General features: G+C 55.3%; 15 protein-coding genes. 5 read left to right on the top strand and 10 right to left on the bottom strand.

The window, feature by feature from the left end:
* Window positions 1–460: 460 nt before the first annotated feature.
* From M5R41_17425 to M5R41_17380, 10 genes are read right to left on the bottom strand one after another with little or no spacing between them, the layout of a single operon-like run.
* On the bottom strand, window positions 461–1612 hold the full coding sequence (locus M5R41_17425) for a hypothetical protein (GenBank protein MCZ7558187.1): 1152 nt from the start codon (window positions 1610–1612) through the stop codon (window positions 461–463).
* Complete coding sequence (locus M5R41_17420; protein MCZ7558186.1) at window positions 1609–2529, bottom strand: CPBP family intramembrane metalloprotease; 921 nt, start codon at window positions 2527–2529, stop codon at window positions 1609–1611. The genes M5R41_17425 and M5R41_17420 overlap by 4 nt, the downstream gene beginning before the upstream one ends.
* Window positions 2499–3629, bottom strand: a complete 1131-nt coding sequence (locus M5R41_17415) for a glycosyltransferase (protein MCZ7558185.1) — start codon at window positions 3627–3629, stop codon at window positions 2499–2501. Before M5R41_17415 ends, M5R41_17420 begins: the two co-directional genes overlap by 31 nt.
* Window positions 3629–4576 (bottom strand): flippase-like domain-containing protein, encoded by a 948-nt coding sequence (locus M5R41_17410; GenBank protein ID MCZ7558184.1) that lies wholly within the window; start codon window positions 4574–4576, stop codon window positions 3629–3631. Before M5R41_17410 ends, M5R41_17415 begins: the two co-directional genes overlap by 1 nt.
* An 8-nt stretch (window positions 4577–4584) precedes the next feature.
* Window positions 4585–5646 carry a DUF4837 family protein gene (locus tag M5R41_17405; protein MCZ7558183.1) on the bottom strand — a complete coding sequence of 354 codons (1062 nt, stop codon included), beginning with the start codon at window positions 5644–5646 and terminating at the stop codon, window positions 4585–4587.
* 1 nt (window position 5647) lies between these two features.
* Window positions 5648–6331, bottom strand: coding sequence for a dolichol kinase (locus M5R41_17400; protein ID MCZ7558182.1), 684 nt, complete (start codon window positions 6329–6331; stop codon window positions 5648–5650).
* Window positions 6328–8502, bottom strand: coding sequence for an ATP-dependent zinc metalloprotease FtsH (ftsH, locus tag M5R41_17395; protein ID MCZ7558181.1), 2175 nt, complete (start codon window positions 8500–8502; stop codon window positions 6328–6330). The genes M5R41_17400 and ftsH overlap by 4 nt, the downstream gene beginning before the upstream one ends.
* Before the next feature lie 26 nt (window positions 8503–8528).
* Window positions 8529–9107, bottom strand: coding sequence for a hypoxanthine phosphoribosyltransferase (gene hpt / locus M5R41_17390; GenBank protein MCZ7558180.1), 579 nt, complete (start codon window positions 9105–9107; stop codon window positions 8529–8531).
* Window positions 9104–10480 carry a tRNA lysidine(34) synthetase TilS gene (gene tilS, locus M5R41_17385; protein ID MCZ7558179.1) on the bottom strand — a complete coding sequence of 459 codons (1377 nt, stop codon included), beginning with the start codon at window positions 10478–10480 and terminating at the stop codon, window positions 9104–9106. The genes hpt and tilS overlap by 4 nt, the downstream gene beginning before the upstream one ends.
* Window positions 10477–10902: a hypothetical protein gene (locus tag M5R41_17380; GenBank protein ID MCZ7558178.1), complete on the bottom strand. Its 426-nt coding sequence runs from the start codon at window positions 10900–10902 to the stop codon at window positions 10477–10479. The genes tilS and M5R41_17380 overlap by 4 nt, the downstream gene beginning before the upstream one ends.
* A gap of 345 nt (window positions 10903–11247) precedes the next feature.
* On the opposite strand from M5R41_17380, the gene M5R41_17375 reads away from it, so the two are divergent.
* From M5R41_17375 to M5R41_17355, 5 genes are all read left to right on the top strand, one after another.
* Window positions 11248–13824 (top strand): hypothetical protein, encoded by a 2577-nt coding sequence (locus tag M5R41_17375; protein ID MCZ7558177.1) that lies wholly within the window; start codon window positions 11248–11250, stop codon window positions 13822–13824.
* Between the two features lie 61 nt (window positions 13825–13885).
* On the top strand, window positions 13886–14503 hold the full coding sequence (locus M5R41_17370; GenBank protein MCZ7558176.1) for an HD domain-containing protein: 618 nt from the start codon (window positions 13886–13888) through the stop codon (window positions 14501–14503).
* 231 nt (window positions 14504–14734) lie between these two features.
* Window positions 14735–15211 (top strand): D-aminoacyl-tRNA deacylase, encoded by a 477-nt coding sequence (gene dtd / locus M5R41_17365; protein MCZ7558175.1) that lies wholly within the window; start codon window positions 14735–14737, stop codon window positions 15209–15211.
* Window positions 15189–16133, top strand: a complete 945-nt coding sequence (locus tag M5R41_17360) for a peptidase (GenBank protein ID MCZ7558174.1) — start codon at window positions 15189–15191, stop codon at window positions 16131–16133. Before dtd ends, M5R41_17360 begins: the two co-directional genes overlap by 23 nt.
* A gap of 516 nt (window positions 16134–16649) precedes the next feature.
* Window positions 16650–17675, top strand: a complete 1026-nt coding sequence (locus M5R41_17355; GenBank protein MCZ7558173.1) for a T9SS type A sorting domain-containing protein — start codon at window positions 16650–16652, stop codon at window positions 17673–17675.
* Window positions 17676–17827: the final 152 nt, after the last annotated feature.

Below are 17827 nucleotides of genomic sequence, written 5' to 3'. Positions count from 1 at the left end.
TATGAAAATTTGGTACGTGGAGACGCGGTATGGAGACTGAGCAGCAAGCGTTTTTCTCTCTCCTTCTTTCTCAACGCATGCCAGCGAGGGAAAAACGGACAATGCCAGAATCTAATATATGCGCTGCAAGGTGAATTTCCGATACAATTCGATAAAAAATTCACGCATGACCGCCTCCAATCGTTTTTTATCGATTTTCGCAGGCATGATGGGACCGAAGCTTGCCGAGAAAAGCATCGCGGTCCACGAATTGCTCCGGGGACCGCGGTGTGTGTACTCACGTTCGTAATGTTTCAGATGTTCGGGGGCTGGGTGCTGACCGTTACCGATCCCGCGATATCAGAATACCTGTGACGGGAAGAATATTGCGGTGCGGGAGGAGAAGATCGCGACAGATCGGCATGAGAACATCCGCAACACCTCTGCTTCTCCGATCCACCCTGCAGGCGAGCATTTCACTTTAAAACGAATACGGCGACTTTTTGTACTTCTTCGCAAGATCGCGCGAGCCGTTGAACTCGGGCAGTTTGAGCACTTTGTCGTATTGCTTCACCGCGTAGTTGCGCTCGTTCATCACGTCATGCAGCATGCCCATGCGCAGGTTGGCCATGATCATGAAGCCGGAGGGATCCTCATCGATGCCGCGGGACATTTTGTCGCATTCGACGAGATGCTTCATCGCTGTTCCATACTCCTTGCGCAACATGGCGCCATAGCCGAGATAATACTGCGCTTCGCGATGCATAGCTTTGGTGTAGCCGCGCTTGCCGCTGCGTGCCGAGGTTGCGATGTCGGTGAATATTTTCGTCGCACCTTCCCAATTCCCCATCTTGACGCTGATGCGTCCGAGATAGCGGTGGAACACGGGATTGGCCGGAAACTCCTCGTGGAGCTCGCGCGCATAGGTCAGCGCAGTGGAGGGTTTGTTTTCGATGCTGTACCAGGTCTGCATGAGGAAGTACTTTGCCTCCCAATTCGCATAGCGTCCCTTGTCCGCAGCCAATTTGAGTTCCTTCAGACCGCGTGATCGGTTTCCCTCGGGAAGAAACATCATGAGAGGCTTCAGAACGGAATATTTCTCGGGCAACACGGCGGCGTAGTAATCGTAAATGCCGGTTCCGAAGGCGAGGTCCGCATTGTCAGGCGCCACCTCGGCGGCATCCATAACAACCGGCAAGGCCTGCTTACCAGTCGTGGCCGCCTTGACCCAGCTCTTGCGGTTTGCGAGCAAGCGCCCCTTGAATCCGATAGACCCGCCCTTGAAGAACAGACCCGCCAGATCCTTTTCATTTTTCTTCAGGCGCGTATCACACAAGTCTATGACGTCGTCCAGCATATCATAGAATCTGTCGTCGCGCGACTCATTCTCGATGTCGATAAGAATACGCCACCACTCGACCATGGCAAGAAGGAAATGTCCGGTGGGATGATCCGGATGGGCTTTCACGACTTTCGTGAAGGCGGCATCGGCCTCCTCGAAGCGAAGATTGTAGGTGTCGCGTATGCCCTGATTCACCAGTTCGTTTATTTCCGCATCCTCGATCCACTGAGCGTGCACCGTGCCGGATACGAGCACAAGCAGAAAGGCGTATGCAAGCGTGTATGTTTTCATGATGATTCCTCTGGTGATCTTTGCTCTGTCTCCATGCTCTGCGCGAAAGCGTAGCGTCCTCGCAACGCCGGATGCAGCAGCGCCACTGTGCCGGCAAGGAGTATGCCGGTGACTAGCACGCCGCCTTCCGGCCCGAAATACGCGCCTGTGATCCATGAAGGGCCGAAGGCTTCCGTCTTCATAACGCCTTCACCCACGATCCCGCTCACCGGAAAGCCCAGAATACTGCCCATGACGAGGTTCCATGAGAGATGCATGCCGATAGGCAGCCACAGCCCGCCGGAGAGCACGCGCGCAACTCCAAGCCATACGCCCGCCAGGAAAATATTGACGAGTGCGAAGATGCTTACGGAGGGATTTGTCGCGTGCATGATGCTGAACACGAGTGATGTGAGAATAATGGCTGTGAGATCGTTGAACCTGCGTTGCAGGGCGTAAAAGGGATAACCGCGTGTCAATACTTCTTCGCCCACCGCCACGAAACCAAACTGCACAAACCCGAACGCCACGATGTGTAATGCTTTGTCGATTTCGAGGCACAGAAGCATGGTACGCGCCAAACCGGTGGAGAGTTCCGCCGCGAAAACCAGCAGTATCATTCCGGCAGCCAAACCGTTGCCAATCCAGAACGCCCGGTGCGCCGGGGCCCGGAACCACAAACCGATATCAACAACGGAGCGTTTTTCTATCAGCAGCATGCAGAATACCGTAGCCGCAAACGCAGCGAGGGTGAGTGCTATGCTGTATACGAGGGTCGTGGATTGATGAAGCAGCAAAGAAACGAGCAGGAGCAGGAAGCTGAAAAAGAGGAACACCCCGACATAGGCCGAGAGCTTCCACACAATGCGGACCTCTCCATCGTATATCCAGAGATTTCGCTCCGGAATCAATGATTCCTCAGCCGCCGGCCTTTCCATGTAAATGCTCCTGTACTGCCAATAATCGACGCAATCACAAGATAGAATGGATGCAGAAGCTCCGCAATGATAATATCGGGTATCCGTACCGGCATGCGCAGCAGCGCGGCGGAAGGCAGCAGCACGCTCGTATCCAGCGCAAGCTTCGCGACCGCGATCACCACCGCAAGCGGCACCGTGTACGGGGCATACAGCACAGCCAGTGGCATCAACGAGAGCAGAACAAAATAGACAAACAGCAGCACCAGAAAGGAGACAAAGCGGGAATCACTGCCATGTCTGCTTTTCGACACCCAGCGAATGCGCTGCCGCATGAAACTCAGGAAATCCGGTGCGGGCTGCGCAGTGACAACGGAATCGGGAGAAATCGTGAATCGCGCACCGCCGCCCTGACGATACACGATGTCCTGCAAGAGAAATTCGTCATCCCCGCTGTGAATGCCCCGGTTGCCCGCATACCCGCCTGCACGCAGAAAGGCCTCACGACGGTAGGCGAAATTTGCCCCGTTGCAGATGCGCGGGTAGCCGATGCCGAAAAATCCCGCACCGACACCCACCAAGCCCAGAAATTCAAGCGCCTGCAAACGCTTGAACAAACTTCCGCGATCCGCATACACCACGGGGCCCGCAACGACATCCACGCCAGGCGTAAACGTGTCGCTCATGGCAGCCAGCCAGCCCGGCGGATGCGTGCAATCCGCATCCGTCGTGAGTATGACCTCGCCCTTCGCATGCTGCACACCAAATGCTATCGCGTCCTTCTTTCCCATCATTCCATCAGGTACGCTCAGAACGCGATACGAGGGTTGGCCATGAGTGATACGACGCAGTTCCTCCGCGCTGCCATCCTCCGAATGATCATCGACGAGCAGTACCTCATGCGTCCCCGATGGATAGTGCTGACCACTGAGAGAGCGCAATAACTCGGGCAGCGCCGCAAGCTCGTTACGCAGCGGCACCACAATGCTGACGGAGAGTGTGGATGGTACGTCGCGCGTCTCCTCCTCTGCAAGATTGCGCAATCCCGACCGGAGGCGTAGCAAAAGCAGGGCGTAGACGCCGGTCAGCAGAAAAAGAAAGGAATAGAATGCGAAAAGCATCAAGAGGAGCGTTGTGCGGTCCGCCGGGTGCGCACAAGCAGCGGCACACCGATTAGTGCGGGTATGAGAAGATTGACCACGAACAACAGCAGCGACGCGTTGAAAGCGGCTGCGGCCAGTACACCGATGGGTGCAAGTACAAGCACCGCGGTGCCCTCGCGTATGCCGAGTTCGCCCAGAGTGATGGGAGGAACGATGGTTTTGATGAGCATGATCGTGCTTATTCCGGCAAGGGCGGAGAACAGGCTCACCGGACCAAACGCTGAGAGCAGCAGAAAAAACTGCGCGAGAAAAGTGAGATAGAACAGGACAGACAGCCACAGCATGATCCTGACCGTGGATGCATCCAATGCCTGCACCACCATTGTTATGCGCCGGTAGGTCCGGCCGACCCAGTGCTCCGCATTCCGGATCCTGCCGCGCAGTTGTACCAGGATGCCGATGACAAGAAGCCCCATCGCGACTGTACCGGAGAACACGGCAAGCAGCAGCACCCTGTCCATGAAGGGGTACAGCAAGCCGTACAACAGTACACCCGGCAACCCGACACCCACCGTCACCGCCATCGTCGACAGCTTGTCCGCTGCCGTCAAACCCATAAGAACCGACGGTTTGGCGCCACGTACCGCAACAGCACGACCGCCGAACTCGCCGATGCGCGCCGGTGTAACGAGACCGAAGGTGAAGCCGATGAGCAGCGAACCCCGAACGTCGCCAACGGGAATATCGGGATAGACCCGGCGCAGCATCACTGCCCACTTCCGATACTGCAACCACAAATTCAGCGGAAGCAGCAGTAGCGCGGCAGCGATATACCAGGGGTTTGCGCCCGACCAGGCACGTGCAATAGCGGCTGCGTCAACATTGTGTATCAGCAGATACAACAACAGTGAGGCGAGAACACATTTTCCCGCCCATAGCAGCAAGTGACGCCCGCGCTCTCCCATCGCGGTTGTTACGCCGGCCCGGAGGATGCGGACCCGGGCTTGAAAGTGGAGATCATGACGTCCAGGTCCTGTATAAGCTTCTTCTTCTCGTATTTCGGAGCGAAGGCAGCGCCATCGATGAAGTAGATGCGTTTCTGCGTCTCTTCATAAAAGAGGTAACTCGTGAAAGGTCCGCCCATGGAATAATCGTTCATCCGCCACAGACCCTTCATCCGTATGGCAAAACGACCCTGAAAATTCACTTCGTCGAACTGCAGATAATTCGCACTGTCGATGACGACCCAGGCGGAATCGTTGTAGGTACGGTAGAGTATTTCCGTCAGACGATTTCTCGTTGCGAAGGCGAAATCATTCGTCAGAAGCGCGGTGTTGTCGGTATCTATCCAGTGCACAAGCAGCCAGCGTTCGGTATCCACAGGAGACTGCCGCCGGAGCAACACGCAGCCGATGTCGCTGCTGTCTTTCGCGACAAACCAGTCCTGAATAACGGCAAGGGAGAACGCATGCTCTTCAAGAAGCTGCTCCTCGATCGTCTCCTCGCGCGACAACCCCAACATGCGCTTGCGCTCGAAATCGTCCCAGGCGGATTTGAAATAGTACTCGAGACGGCTGGCATTGGCGGCCATGAAATCCCGCAGTTCCGTCATCGTGCGCGCGGTGAGATGCATGACGGTTTGACCGCGGTACCATAAATCTTTCTGGACGAAGACGTTTTCCTTCCCCTCTTTGACCAGACCGCGCACCGCGGAGTCGAGTGCGCTGCGCATGTAATCCCCGGTGGAATTCTTTGCGTCCATCGGCGCAATGATCACGATGTTGCGCTCCCGTTTGCGGTCCAGCAGATCACCCAAATCGAGCCGCTGCAAGCGGAACCAGCGCTCCGGCTGCGGGGTGAATATCGGCGACGCGAAAGCGTTTTCTATCACGTCTTCCAGCTCGTTGTAATCGGCACTGTCGCAGACGATGGTGATCACGTCATACTCACCCAGCGCTGTGTCTTTACTCTCGAGACCGCAGGCGGAGAGCAAAATGGCAACGCCGAGTGTCGTTGCGAGAAGCGAATATTTCATGTCAGCCGTCCAGAGAATAGACGTTCAGTTCAGGGAATACCACAAGGTACAACAGCCAAAGCGCCGAACCAATGGCGACGGGAATGGCGAAGTTATCATCAATGATGTCGAAGGAAAACACCTCGGCGATGGCGCCGATGACAGCGGAGACGATCGCTATGGCATATTCACCGGGCGAGTGCGTCAGTTTGGGCGTGAAAAGAATGACGATGATGGCCGAAAGCACGAACGCCGACGAGCCTTCCAATGTTTTCCCGCGGTATTTTTTCGTCCCGAAACGCCGGCCTATGAGTGCGGCGACGGTATCCGAAATGATCAGAATGGCGAACGCCGTAATGGTAATCAGCTTGGGGAAGACGAGCACACAGAAGGTCGCTGAAATGAGTACCCATGTGGCGCCGTTGAGCGTCTTTTTTTCCTGTGTTTTTTCATGCGCCCGCAGCATGTGCCCGAAAATACGCTCATAGAGCCGGAAGCTCGGTGCATGAAAGGTCCGGAGGACGTCCGCGATGAGAAAGGCCGCCGTCATCGGAATGAGTATCAGCAGCGCGAGGTCTTTGCTGATCATCGCATAGGCCACCGGGATGGACAGCGAGGTCATGTGAATACTCTTGCGGAGCAGCTCCGACCGAAAAGACACGGATTCGCCGCCGGATACACCGCTTGCGGACGAATCCGCCGTCATTCCTTACCTTCCCGTGTCTGGCCCTCGCTCTGCTGCGGTGGATTCTGGACCGATTCCTGTCGCTGAATTTCTTCTACGGCCTTGCGAATTTTCTCCGCGCGTTCCTGATCGATTTTCAGCATATCTTCGCCCGTTTTTTTCACCGGGTCCTGTATGCCGTTGTCGGAGATTTTCTTTGGTGGCAGAGGTTCATTGCGGAGGATCAGATCGATTTCGTCGCTGTCTAATATTTCGCGTTCGAGCAGCGCCATGGCAAGACGATCAAGCACTTCCTTGTGCTCATTCAGCAGCGACGAAGCAAGGTCCATACCTTTTGTGACGATCATCCGCACTTCCTCGTCGATAGCCATTGCCGTTTTTTCGCTGTAATCGCGGTGCTGCGATATTTCGCGTCCGAGGAAGATTTCTTCCTGCTTCGACCCGAACGTCAGCGGCCCCAGATTGCTCATGCCCCACTCGCACACCATCTTCCTCGCAAGTGTCGTGGCCCGCTCGATATCGTTTCCGGCGCCGGTAGTAAATTGGTTGAAGATCAGTAGTTCTGCGGCGCGGCCACCCATGGCGTACGCGATCATGGCTTCGAGATATTGCTTCGAATAGGTGTGTTTTTCGTCAATGGGAAGATACGTTGTCACACCGAGTGCACGCCCGCGAGGAATGATGGTGACTTTGTGCACCGGGTCCGCCTCGGGTATCATTTTCGCGACAAGTACATGGCCTGCTTCATGATAGGCGGTCATCCGCTTTTCGTCCTCGGATATGATGAGGCTCTTGCGTTCGAGGCCCATCATAACCTTATCTTTGGCTTCCTCGAAATCGAGCATGGTAACGGATTTCTTGTTCCGTCGGGCGGCGTAGAGCGCGGCTTCGTTGACCAGGTTGGCCAGCTCCGCACCGGCGAGGCCCGGCGTCCCCTTCGCGAGCGTTTCGAGATCCACGTCGGGATCGAGCGGAATATTCCGCACATGCACTTTCAGGATTCCGAGACGGCCTTTGACGTCCGGGCGATCCACCACGATCTGGCGGTCGAAGCGTCCGGGACGCAGCAAGGCGGGATCGAGCACGTCGGGCCGGTTCGTTGCGGCGATAATGATGACAGTGCTCCCCTGCTCGAAGCCATCCATTTCCACAAGAAGCTGGTTCAGCGTCTGTTCGCGCTCGTCGTGTCCGCCGCCGAGACCTGCGCCGCGCTGACGCCCGACAGCGTCAATTTCGTCGATGAAGACGATGCAGGGGGAGTTCTTTTTTGCGTTCTCGAACAAATCGCGTACGCGGCTGGCTCCGACGCCGACAAACATCTCGACAAATTCCGCGCCCGAAATGGAGAAGAAGGGAACCCCCGCTTCTCCCGCGACGGCGCGCGCAAGCAGCGTTTTTCCGGTTCCCGGAGGGCCGAGGAGCAAAACACCCCTGGGGATTTTTCCTCCGAGACGCTGAAATTTTCCCGGTTCCTTGAGAAACTCGATTACTTCCTGCAATTCCACCTTGGCCTCGTCAGCTCCGGCGACATCGGAAAAATTGATGCGGATCGAATTTTCATTGATCATCTTGGCGCGGCTCTTCCCGAAGGAGAACAGCCCCTTGGGCCCTCCCGCTGCACCCGCCTGCATGCGCCTCATGAAAAACAGCCACACACCAATGATGAGCACCCACGGGAGCAGGGTGATCAGCGTGTTCGTCCAGATATTGTCCTTTTCCTTAAAGGTCACATCGATCCCCTGACTGATCCAGACCTGCTGCGCCTCGGAATCAACCGCGCCGAGATTGACGGAAAACGTGGAGGCGTCCACGGTGCGTCCGTCCTCTGTTTTCAAAGGTATGGTCTGATTGAGCGCACCTTCCATCACATAATCGTTCAGGCCGGATTTGTACACCGTGGCTTTGACGATTTTGACCATGGAGTCGTCGAGATTCTTGATCTCGCCGTTCAGGATACGCTGGTATTGCGAATAGGTAATCGAAGGCGCCTCCGGTTTGGAGTCGAGGAAGGTCATCACGACGAATGCGATAAGAATCACCGCAAGCCAGGTGAGAACGACCTTGGAATAGCGCGCCCAGGGATTCTCGTCCGGATTTTTTCCGGATTGCGGTCCATCGCGACGTGCGGGAGGTCGGTTTCCCTGATCGTCAGGTGCGGCCATGTGCCAGGAGGGGGAAAATGGGTTACGCATGTATCTGCTTTGTTGTCACTGAGTAACTAAATGTGTTTTTTCTCGTCATCGAGAACGTAGATCGCAGGAAGATTGCGCCCCTGCTGCGCATAATCCAGACCATAGCCCACGACAAAGCGTGGCTGAATCTCGAAACCGACATAATCAAGCGCGACATTGAAACGCGTGCTGGCCGGCTTATGCAGTAAGGTAACAATTTTCACTGACGCAGGGTTCTTTTTCTCCAGGTGACGCAACATAAAATCGATGGAAGCACCGGTATCAACGATATCCTCGACTATAAACACCCTTCGACCATGGATTTCGCAGTTTATGTCCTTGATAAGACGGACGTTTCCGGATGAAATCCTGCTCTCACCGTAACTCGACAGTTTGATGAAGTCCACCTCGCAGTCGATTCCCAGATGCCGGACCAGATCGGAGAAAAACATGAATGCGCCATTGAGCACACAGATGAACACCCCGCCTTCGCCGTTCAACTCAACGGAAATTTCCTCCGCCAGTTCTCTGATCCGGTTCTGTATCACCTGCGCGGGGATCAACGGGACAAAGGTCTCGTCCCGAATGATTACGCTGTCGGCGGTGTGTTCCTGGAGAAAGTTCATTGCAGAAGTTCCGGAAAGTACTCAACAATTGCTGTGGTGGATGTGTGGGGAGTCAGCGCTGCATGCGCGTCAAGTCGCACCCCGCAAATCCAGATAATGCCATTGGCGCCGCGTAACACGGGGATGCGGCGGCGTTCCCGGAGGGAGTATCCCGCGGATGCGAGAAAATCGCTCACGCGTCTGCTTTCTGCTGTTCCGAAGGGAGTGAATGTATCTTCATCCCTCCAGGGGCCTAGTTGCCACTCTCGCCCCGTACGATCGAGATCGATGACCTCGCGTGATGTCTCCGCCGACAGAGCGGGCGGGTAAGCGTGCGTCTGTGACGACAGGATAAAAGGTCCATATCGTACGCGTTGGCCCGGGACGACTGCAATGGCAGCGGGGAGCGACGTCTTACGGGAAAACACCACGCTGTCGCTTTCACGAATGATCCTGCATTCCTTCCCGAGGTCCACAAACCGACCCGCGGTGGCCTTCAGAACATTCTCCACGGCGCGTACCTCGTCGAAGGAGGGCTCGCTTCCGCGCATTTCTGCAATCAGCACCCGAAAAAGCAGCATACGCTCAAATTCAAAATACCCTTTCAGTACTGGAACCGCAAGGGAAACGTCTCCGTACGCGTCCGTCGTCACGGATCGTCGGTGCAGTGCCTCCGCCTGTGCATGTAGGTAAGCATCCAATGCAGAAAAAACGTGGGCTGTATCTCCCAGAGTATGACGGAGGCCGGGATTGACGTGCTGCTCGATTTGCGGAATCACATGGTGGCGGATGGCATTACGCCGGTACGTGTCCTTGGCGTTGGATGCATCATCCATCCATGTCAGCTCATGCTCCCGCGCATAGGCCAGTACATCGCCGCGGGCAGCCCCGAGCAGAGGGCGCGCCACGGTGCCGAGGAGCGGTCTGATGCCCACGAGTCCGCGGACGCCGCTGCCCCGCAGAAAATGCGCCAACAGAGTTTCGGCCTGATCATCCGCATGATGTGCCGTCAGCACAGCGATTGCACCGATATCGGAACGGATTTTCTCGAGTGCGTCGTAGCGAAGCCGGCGAGCGACATCCTGCAGAGACGCGCCCGATTGCTCCATTTCACGCCGCACATCAATGTGCGCGCAGCGGAATTCCGCATCCATGCGTTCGGCTAATTGACGGACGAAATCCGCCTCCCCATCGGCCTCGGTGCGCAGACCGTGATGAATGTAGGCGAAGCAGAGGCGGAGCTTCCATCGGCGTGCGGCTTGCCGCATGATATGACAGAGCACTGTCGAGTCCATCCCGCCGCTGGCGGCGACGACGAAGGAAGCACCGCGCTTGAGTACGCCCTGGGAACCCAGTGCGCGTACACACATCGAGAGGAGCGTGTTCGTGCTCACGGGATCTGCTGCGTCATATCGAGTTCCCAATTTTTCAGGAGTTCCAGATCGCGCGCCAGCGACATCAACTGCCGCAGTCCATCGGGTGTCACGGCAAGATGCCGCGAAGTGATGTTCGTGCGAAGCTCTTCGGGCGCCTCGGAAATAAAGGAGTCGAGCATCACATGAAACTCACGAATCGACACGGAAAACTCTTCCTGCAACTTCGTGTGCAATTCCGTCTCCGGCGTATGGCGCGACAGTGTATCGAACACCCTGCTCACATGCTTGGCGCGGAAGCACAGTGCGCCGAGGTCCCCGGCCAGGCCGGCGTCGCCTGCGTGCTGCAGAATCATGGAAAGCACCGCTACATCCGCGGGACGCTTTCCGCTGTGCGTGTGCAGCATTTCAACGATGTTCCGGACGGCGTCACTTATGATCATGGTGCTTCGTGAGGATTCGTACAGAGGTGTGCAACGCGGGAACCGGGACGTATCCGCGCCTGCTGTGGAACAAAGAACAACACAAATAAATATACGCAAAGTTCATCGCAGTCCCGGAAAGCGTTCGATACTGGAGACGGCCCTCGCGGTGACGATACACGTGACGGTACAGAATTTCAGCGAATTCCCGGATAATCAGAACGCCGGCACGAAATCCCGGTGACATCGGCTGCGATTTTGTTGCATTTCTGGCGTTCTTAAAGTAGTTTGAAGTCTATTGATGGTATGCCATCTCGCACAATCCGACATAAGAAGTCCGTACTCACCATAGTTTCGCGGAGTGTTATGAGACGCAGATCCCTCCCTCTGCTATTTGCCTTCCTGCTGTTCCCCCTTCTTGTCATCGCTCAGCCGACAAAATCTCCCGATGGGGTCACATTCACCTACAAGAACGATGGCGCAAAGACCGTGTCACTTGTCGGTGATTTCAATGGCTGGTCAACGACGTCCAACCCGATGAGCAAATCGGCAGGCGGCGAGTGGACCGTAACGGTGGACCTGCTCCCCGGCACCTACCAGTACGCGTTTTCCATTGATGGTACCCGTATCGAACATGATCCGGCCAATCCCCTCACCTTCGAGTCACTCGACGGCAAGCGTCTGAATACGCTGGTCTCGCTCGGAGACGACGGAAAGCTGCTCGTGCAGGGCTATCCCGTGCGCCGCAATCTCGACGACAGTTACAGCAAAACAGGCGGAACGGTGTATCTGAATCTGGTATTCAAGCATCATGTTCCCCTTTTCTACAATCCCGCATCCGATCAGATTGAAGCACCCTTTGTGCGTCAGCACGCATGCCGCGATTATTTCGAGCTGGCTGATGTGATCCAGCGTTACCCGAACGTTCATGCTACAGCGGTGTTATCACCGACGCTGCTGTGGCAGATTCAGGAAGTGTACGTCAAGCGGCTCGAGCCCTTCGTCAAGCCCTTCCGTCCCAGTGCAAGGACAAAACCGGCGGAGATGGATGCAGCGGGTTTTCTCGCCCGGATGAAAGGGAAGACCGATCCATGGATAGACATCTGCCTGACGCCGGCCGAACGCCTGACCGAGCAGGACAAAGCCTATCTCTACAAGAACGAGTGGAACGCCTTTACCATGAGCCCGGTGCGTCTGCGTCGCTTCCCCGAAATGATGGAGTTGTATGACAAATGGCAGGACGCCAACGGCAATCCGAACTACACGGTGGACGAACTGCGACTGCTGAAGTTTTTCGCCATTTTTGCAAACTTTGATACCGAATTTTACGAGCGCCGCGTGCCCCTGATTCAGACGGGTACGCGCATCTACCGTTCCCTCGACCTGCGTGATCTTGTCTCCTTCCGCAGCGACGGGAAATATTATCTGAAGCGTGCGATTACCGAAGAGGACTGCGCACGCGCCGTCGCGTCTTCGTGGTACATCATGGCCAGTATCCTGCCTGCGTTCGAAAAGGCTCGCTACAATCCCACCGCCATGATCGGACAGCTCGAAATGGCCGCGACGTCCTACTCCGATGCCGTGCTGCCGCTGCTGATCAACTCCGACGTAGCAAAAGAGGCCGATCCGAATATCACGCTGCCCGCTGCCTATCAGCATCCCGGTGATGTTGACGCACAGCTCAAAATGGCCATTGAGGCCTACAAGCGTTACATGAATATCACGCCCACCGGCTACGTCCCGCCGTATGGCGCCATGTCTCCGGCGGTGATCCCGCTTCTCAAGGATAATGGTTTCGAGTGGTTCACTTCCGACGAACAGGTACTGCGCCGCAGCGAACCGAAAAACCTTCCGAGCACTATACCCTACTCTGTGACCGTTGACGGGAAAACCGTATTCGGGGCGTTCACGAACACGCTTTTGAGCAACCGCGTAAACTGGATGTATCGTCACTATTACGCGGAGAACTCGGCGGACGATTTCATCCGCACCGTGCTCTCCATGGCACCGAACAACGACAAGAAAGAAGCGCTCGTCACCGTGGTTATTGACGGGGATGATGCGTGGATGCACTACGAGCGCGACATCGACGGCAAGGGCATTATCAACGGCATCTATCGCAAGCTGAACAAACTGTTCGAGAATCGCACTCTCGTATCCGTAACCATGTCCGAGTACATCCACGGCAATCGTCTGCGCGGTGTGCCCGCACACAAAGCCGCGGATTTCGAGAAGCTGAACACGCTCGCCGCTGGTTCACGTTTCGAAGGCAAGCTCAGCACATGGATCGGCAGCGACGAAATGAACGCCGCGTGGGATGCTCTGCGCAATACACGATCCGCTCTTACCGGCGCGACACCGGATGTGTCACCGAATTACCTGGAGAATTTCAAGGGTGCCGCGTTCAACTTCTTCTACGGCGCGACCAGCCCGCAATGGTTTGAGGCCTTCAATAAGCAGTCGTTGTTGAAGATGAATCCCAAGCCCTTCGAGCAGGCTTTCACAGCGAATCTCTCACATGCCGGGCAGATCGCCGGCGCCAGTGTACCCCAGGTCGCTTCCTTCGTCAATCCGGCGGATTTCTCACCCGAGTGGTCCACCCCCCGCAAACGCGTTCAGGTGACCTTCCTGTGTAAGCTTGTGGATCGCGAGGCCATTACCTCTGTGAACATCGCGGGCAACCGCAAGGAACTCGCGAATCTCGAGCCCAATACGGTACGCATGTGGGATAACGGCGAAAACGGCGACAAGCAGTTCGGCGACAACGTCTGGACGCTGATCACCGAGATCGACGAAGGCGAGCTGTTGTACAAGTTCTCCAACAGCGGAGGCCAGGGCACCTGGGAGGGATCCGAAACCTTCCCCGATGATTGGCGCCGCATTACCATTACGGGCGACAAAATGGTGATCGAAGACGTCTTCGCCCGGATGAAAAAATACTGATTCCCCAAAGGTACAACGGGGCACCGCGACGCGGTGTCCCGTTTTTTTTACTGTATTGCGAATGCAGGAAGCATTACCACACTATAACCAAACCCAGTACACCCGCGAGGAGTTGATAGAGGACGTCAGTACCCGCGTGGATCCCGTGGAGCTGACTACCATTCTCGGCGCGTTCGAAATGGCCACGCATGTGCATGCTTTTCAGGTGCGTAACGACGGTGCGCACTATTTCTGGCATTTGTCACGCGTCGCCCGTATCATCATCCGTGAGCTCGAGTATATCAATGCCGATGTCATCTCCGCCGCGCTGCTGCACGATGTACTCGAAGATTCGGACATCATCACTGCAGAAGTACTCAAATTCAATTTCAGCCCGTACATTTCCTACATCGTGGAAGTACTGACGAAAAACCTTCGCCTCACCGGTGCGCAACGGGAAGAGGAGGACACACGGTATATAGAACGACTGCGTTTCAGCAGTCTCGACTGTAAAATTATCAAATTCGCCGAACGCCTGGACAACTATCGCTGCCTGGAATTCGGCGTCAAGCGCAATCCCTTCCGTTACATCGAGGAAACCGAACAGTACTACTATCCCATGGCACAACAGGAGCAAAATCTGCTTCTCCTGCGCATCGTCACGGAGATGGATATGATTAAACGAAAGTTGTTTTCGTGAATCGGGAATCGTGAATCGTGAAAAGGAAAAAAGGTGAAACGGTGAAAAGTCGAAGACTCGCCGTGGCGGGGTAAGACGCCCTTACCTTTCGATTCGTGCCGAACCGATGAGTTGATAAAAATACAACGTCATAATATCCTACCATCTTACCTTTTTTCCTTTTCACCTTTTTACCTTTTCACGATCCTCCTCTTCACCCCTTTACCCTTCACCCTCTACCAGCAAAAAAAAATGCGCCTCCTCATACAACGCGTATCGCAAGCGAAAGTAACGGTTGACGGCCGGATCACAGGGTCAATCGGCAGAGGACTGCTCGTGCTGGCGGGGGTAAGGCATGGAGACGGAGAGGCCGAGGCTGCGTACCTGGCGTCGCGGACGGCGCAACTGCGCATTTTCAATGACGGCGAAGGAAAGATGAATCTCTCGGTGCAGGACATCGGCGGGGAGATTCTTGTCGTGTCGCAGTTCACGCTGCACGCGGACACGCGCAAGGGCAACCGGCCGAGCTACGGGCATGCGGCCGAGCCCATCCTAGCGGAGCGCCTGTACGATCATTACGTCCATGAACTGCGGCGGCTTCTCGGCGTGGAAAGAATAGGGACCGGGGAATTCGCCGCAATGATGGATGTGGAGTTGGTCAACGATGGTCCCGTCACCGTCATGCTGAAAAGCAAGAACGAGTATCATGACGCGGCCGGCGACGATTGACACATCGCCCCGCGTTCTGCTGATATTCTTAGACGGTGTCGGCATCGGGGTGCGCGACGCTTCGCGCAATCCGCTCTTCGCTTCTCCTCCCCTATTTCTCCAGGAGCTGCTTGACGGCAATCTGCCTTCGCTGCGCAGCAGGGATTATGAAGGAAGCGACGCGCTTTACCTGCCGCTGAACGCCCGACTCGGTGTAAAGGGATTGCCTCAAAGCGGAACCGGTCAATCGGCCCTGTACACGGGACTGAACACAGCCCGCATGATCGGGCAGCATTTTGGTCCCTACATCTACTCGACCCTGAAACCGGTGGTCGCGCAGCACAGCATCTTTGCGCGACTGCGCAACGCGATGCCGCAGCGACCGGCCGCGCTTGCGAACGCTTTTCCGCAGCGCTTTTTCGATTATCTCGAGGGGCCCCGCAAGCGCATGGTGGCCGGGATGTACGCGGCGCTCACTTCGGATATTCCCTTCCGCGATATCCGCTCGCTCAAAGCGGGCACCTCCGTCTCCACGGACATCACTGCCGAACGCTGGCCTCATATTGGTCACCCCGATGCGCCGGTAATTACTCCACGCGAGGCGGGCGCCGTACTTGCGCGCGTGGCCGACGAGCACGCGTTTACGCTGTTCGAATATTTCATGACGGACAAGGCCGGGCATGAGCAGAGCTTCGAACGCGCGAAGCACTGTCTCGAACAATTCGACGGACTGCTGCGGGGCGTGTACGAGACAGTGGACCTCCGTCGCACGCTTGTGCTCGTCACCAGCGACCACGGCAATATGGAAGAGCTGAGCATCAAGACGCACACGCGCAATCCTGTACCGCTGTTCGCTTTCGGCAATCGGAAGGGTTTCGATTTCGCTGCCATGCAATCGCTGACGGATCTCGTGCCGGAGATATGCAGATACGTGCAGTGTTGAGGGAACGCATCTGGATCGGACCTGATCAGGGGAATGAAATTGGTAAGGGATCAGGCGGGTGGGACTGATTTCAGATGTAGGACTTTAAGGTGTCCATGACGGGAACGCACTCGATTCTTGATTTTCAACAACTTTCTGACTAGGTTCTCCAAATACGCGGTACTTCTCGTGATGCTTGTGTTTTGAGGTGATTTCTTTTATCGGATTTAGTCATGCTATTTCAATAATTATACACGAAGCATTCGAATGCGTTCATCCAGACTCCTCATCGTAATTCTCCTTTCCACGATGTGTCTCGCTTGTGTTGTAGAAGGGCAACCATGTTACCGAAAAACCGACGAACACGTCTGGGGAAATTTTTTTGTCAAACCAATGACGGATTCGACATGTTTCGGACAGTGGTTCGACACGCTACTCTATTACAATTACAGAACGGGTGATACTCTTTTCAGTTTCAACACCGAGGCGCTTCTTCCCTACCCTGATAATGTTATCGCCTCAGTTTCGGAGGTTCTCATGCTTGATTCTCTGTTCGTCGTGAGCTGGGACGAGGGCGCAATGTATCGTGTACTCAAAATGGACTATCTTGATGTTGTATCCGAGATACCCTCCGCATTGGATCAGATCCCGATGCTCAAGAACTCCGGAAATCCTTTCGGTGGTCCGTATTATAAATTATCTGCCGTGAATGACAGCGTTTTTCTGATTAGCGGAAGAGGAGGGAGAATCTATAGTTTCCTCCACAGTTTTGATTCTGTTGTTTGCGTAGACTCAATGGCAATTCAAGGATCGTGGTCGGCTCTGGATTTGTATCGAGATACCATCGTCGTGGTATCATCTGAGTCTCATGATGCCCGTTTCTATTATGTCGACGGGGTAGGGAGGATTTCCCAATCTGCAACGATCGAAATCGATAGAGCTGTATCATCTGTTTATGATGTATTCTTGCGTCACGGTAACCTTTATTGGACCGATGGAGCATTTTGGTATGTTCTACTGAGAACTCCCGAAAGGTTCAAACTCGCACCCGGCATTGCCGAGGATTGGACCTTACGGGAGACGAAACCGCTGTTCGGGAAAAATCTGGTAATCATAGTCGGTTGCGTAAATGATGAGTTTTGGGTTTATGATCAGGAATTGAACCTGCTCTGCAACCAAAGCCCGGTTGTCTCACCAGGTGCTCTGGCGAGCGGTATTTTTGGCGACAAGGTGTTCACAGCCAACTCGGGAGGCATTTCGACATGGATACGTGACACGACCACCACATCCATTGCCTCGCCTTCTCTCTCAACTCGCCGCTCTTGGATAGAAGTATGGCCCAATCCCTCGTCCAGCGGTATGATCACAGTACGCAGCGATCAGACCACCACAGCCCTCGACCTTTATGATGAGACTGGACGCATCGTCTTTCGAGCATGGCAAGCAGGTACCGGCGTAACTATTATCCCCACCGCCTTCCTGCCGCCAGGCATCTATTTCATCAACGCACATACGGAAGAAGGTACGATCACGGAACGGGTGGTGTTGCTAGGCACTAAGTGAGTTGCGGATATTTCAGTTGAGCCCTTTTTAATACGGATGCGTCATTTTCTCAAAATACTCATCGCACGGAGATAGCAATGCCCTCTCTCAGGTACAATTGCCGCAAACGAACTTCGACGGAAACTCGGCATCGCGCGTGTCGGCACGAGATG

The sequence above is a fragment of the Bacteroidia bacterium genome, assembly GCA_027493955.1.
Taxonomy (GTDB): domain Bacteria; phylum Bacteroidota; class Ignavibacteria; order SZUA-365; family SZUA-365; genus JAOSJT01.
This window is presented reverse-complemented; position numbering and strand designations above follow the sequence as displayed.

Bases quoted from the DNA above. Each gene is read 5' to 3' on its own strand.
- M5R41_17360 (MCZ7558174.1), top strand. From the start codon at position 15,189: ATGACGCGGCCGGCGACGATTGACACATCGCCCCGCGTTCTGCTGATA.
- M5R41_17355 (MCZ7558173.1), top strand. From the start codon at position 16,650: ATGCTTGATTCTCTGTTCGTCGTGAGCTGGGACGAGGGCGCAATGTAT.
- M5R41_17400 (MCZ7558182.1), bottom strand. From the start codon at position 6,331: ATGACGGCGGATTCGTCCGCAAGCGGTGTATCCGGCGGCGAATCCGTG.
- hpt (MCZ7558180.1), bottom strand. From the start codon at position 9,107: ATGAACTTTCTCCAGGAACACACCGCCGACAGCGTAATCATTCGGGAC.
- M5R41_17415 (MCZ7558185.1), bottom strand. From the start codon at position 3,629: ATGCTTTTCGCATTCTATTCCTTTCTTTTTCTGCTGACCGGCGTCTAC.
- M5R41_17375 (MCZ7558177.1), top strand. From the start codon at position 11,248: ATGAGACGCAGATCCCTCCCTCTGCTATTTGCCTTCCTGCTGTTCCCC.
- M5R41_17410 (MCZ7558184.1), bottom strand. From the start codon at position 4,576: ATGGGAGAGCGCGGGCGTCACTTGCTGCTATGGGCGGGAAAATGTGTT.
- M5R41_17420 (MCZ7558186.1), bottom strand. From the start codon at position 2,529: ATGGAAAGGCCGGCGGCTGAGGAATCATTGATTCCGGAGCGAAATCTC.
- ftsH (MCZ7558181.1), bottom strand. From the start codon at position 8,502: ATGCGTAACCCATTTTCCCCCTCCTGGCACATGGCCGCACCTGACGAT.
- dtd (MCZ7558175.1), top strand. From the start codon at position 14,735: ATGCGCCTCCTCATACAACGCGTATCGCAAGCGAAAGTAACGGTTGAC.
- M5R41_17425 (MCZ7558187.1), bottom strand. From the start codon at position 1,612: ATGAAAACATACACGCTTGCATACGCCTTTCTGCTTGTGCTCGTATCC.
- M5R41_17380 (MCZ7558178.1), bottom strand. From the start codon at position 10,902: ATGATCATAAGTGACGCCGTCCGGAACATCGTTGAAATGCTGCACACG.
- M5R41_17370 (MCZ7558176.1), top strand. From the start codon at position 13,886: ATGCAGGAAGCATTACCACACTATAACCAAACCCAGTACACCCGCGAG.
- M5R41_17405 (MCZ7558183.1), bottom strand. From the start codon at position 5,646: ATGAAATATTCGCTTCTCGCAACGACACTCGGCGTTGCCATTTTGCTC.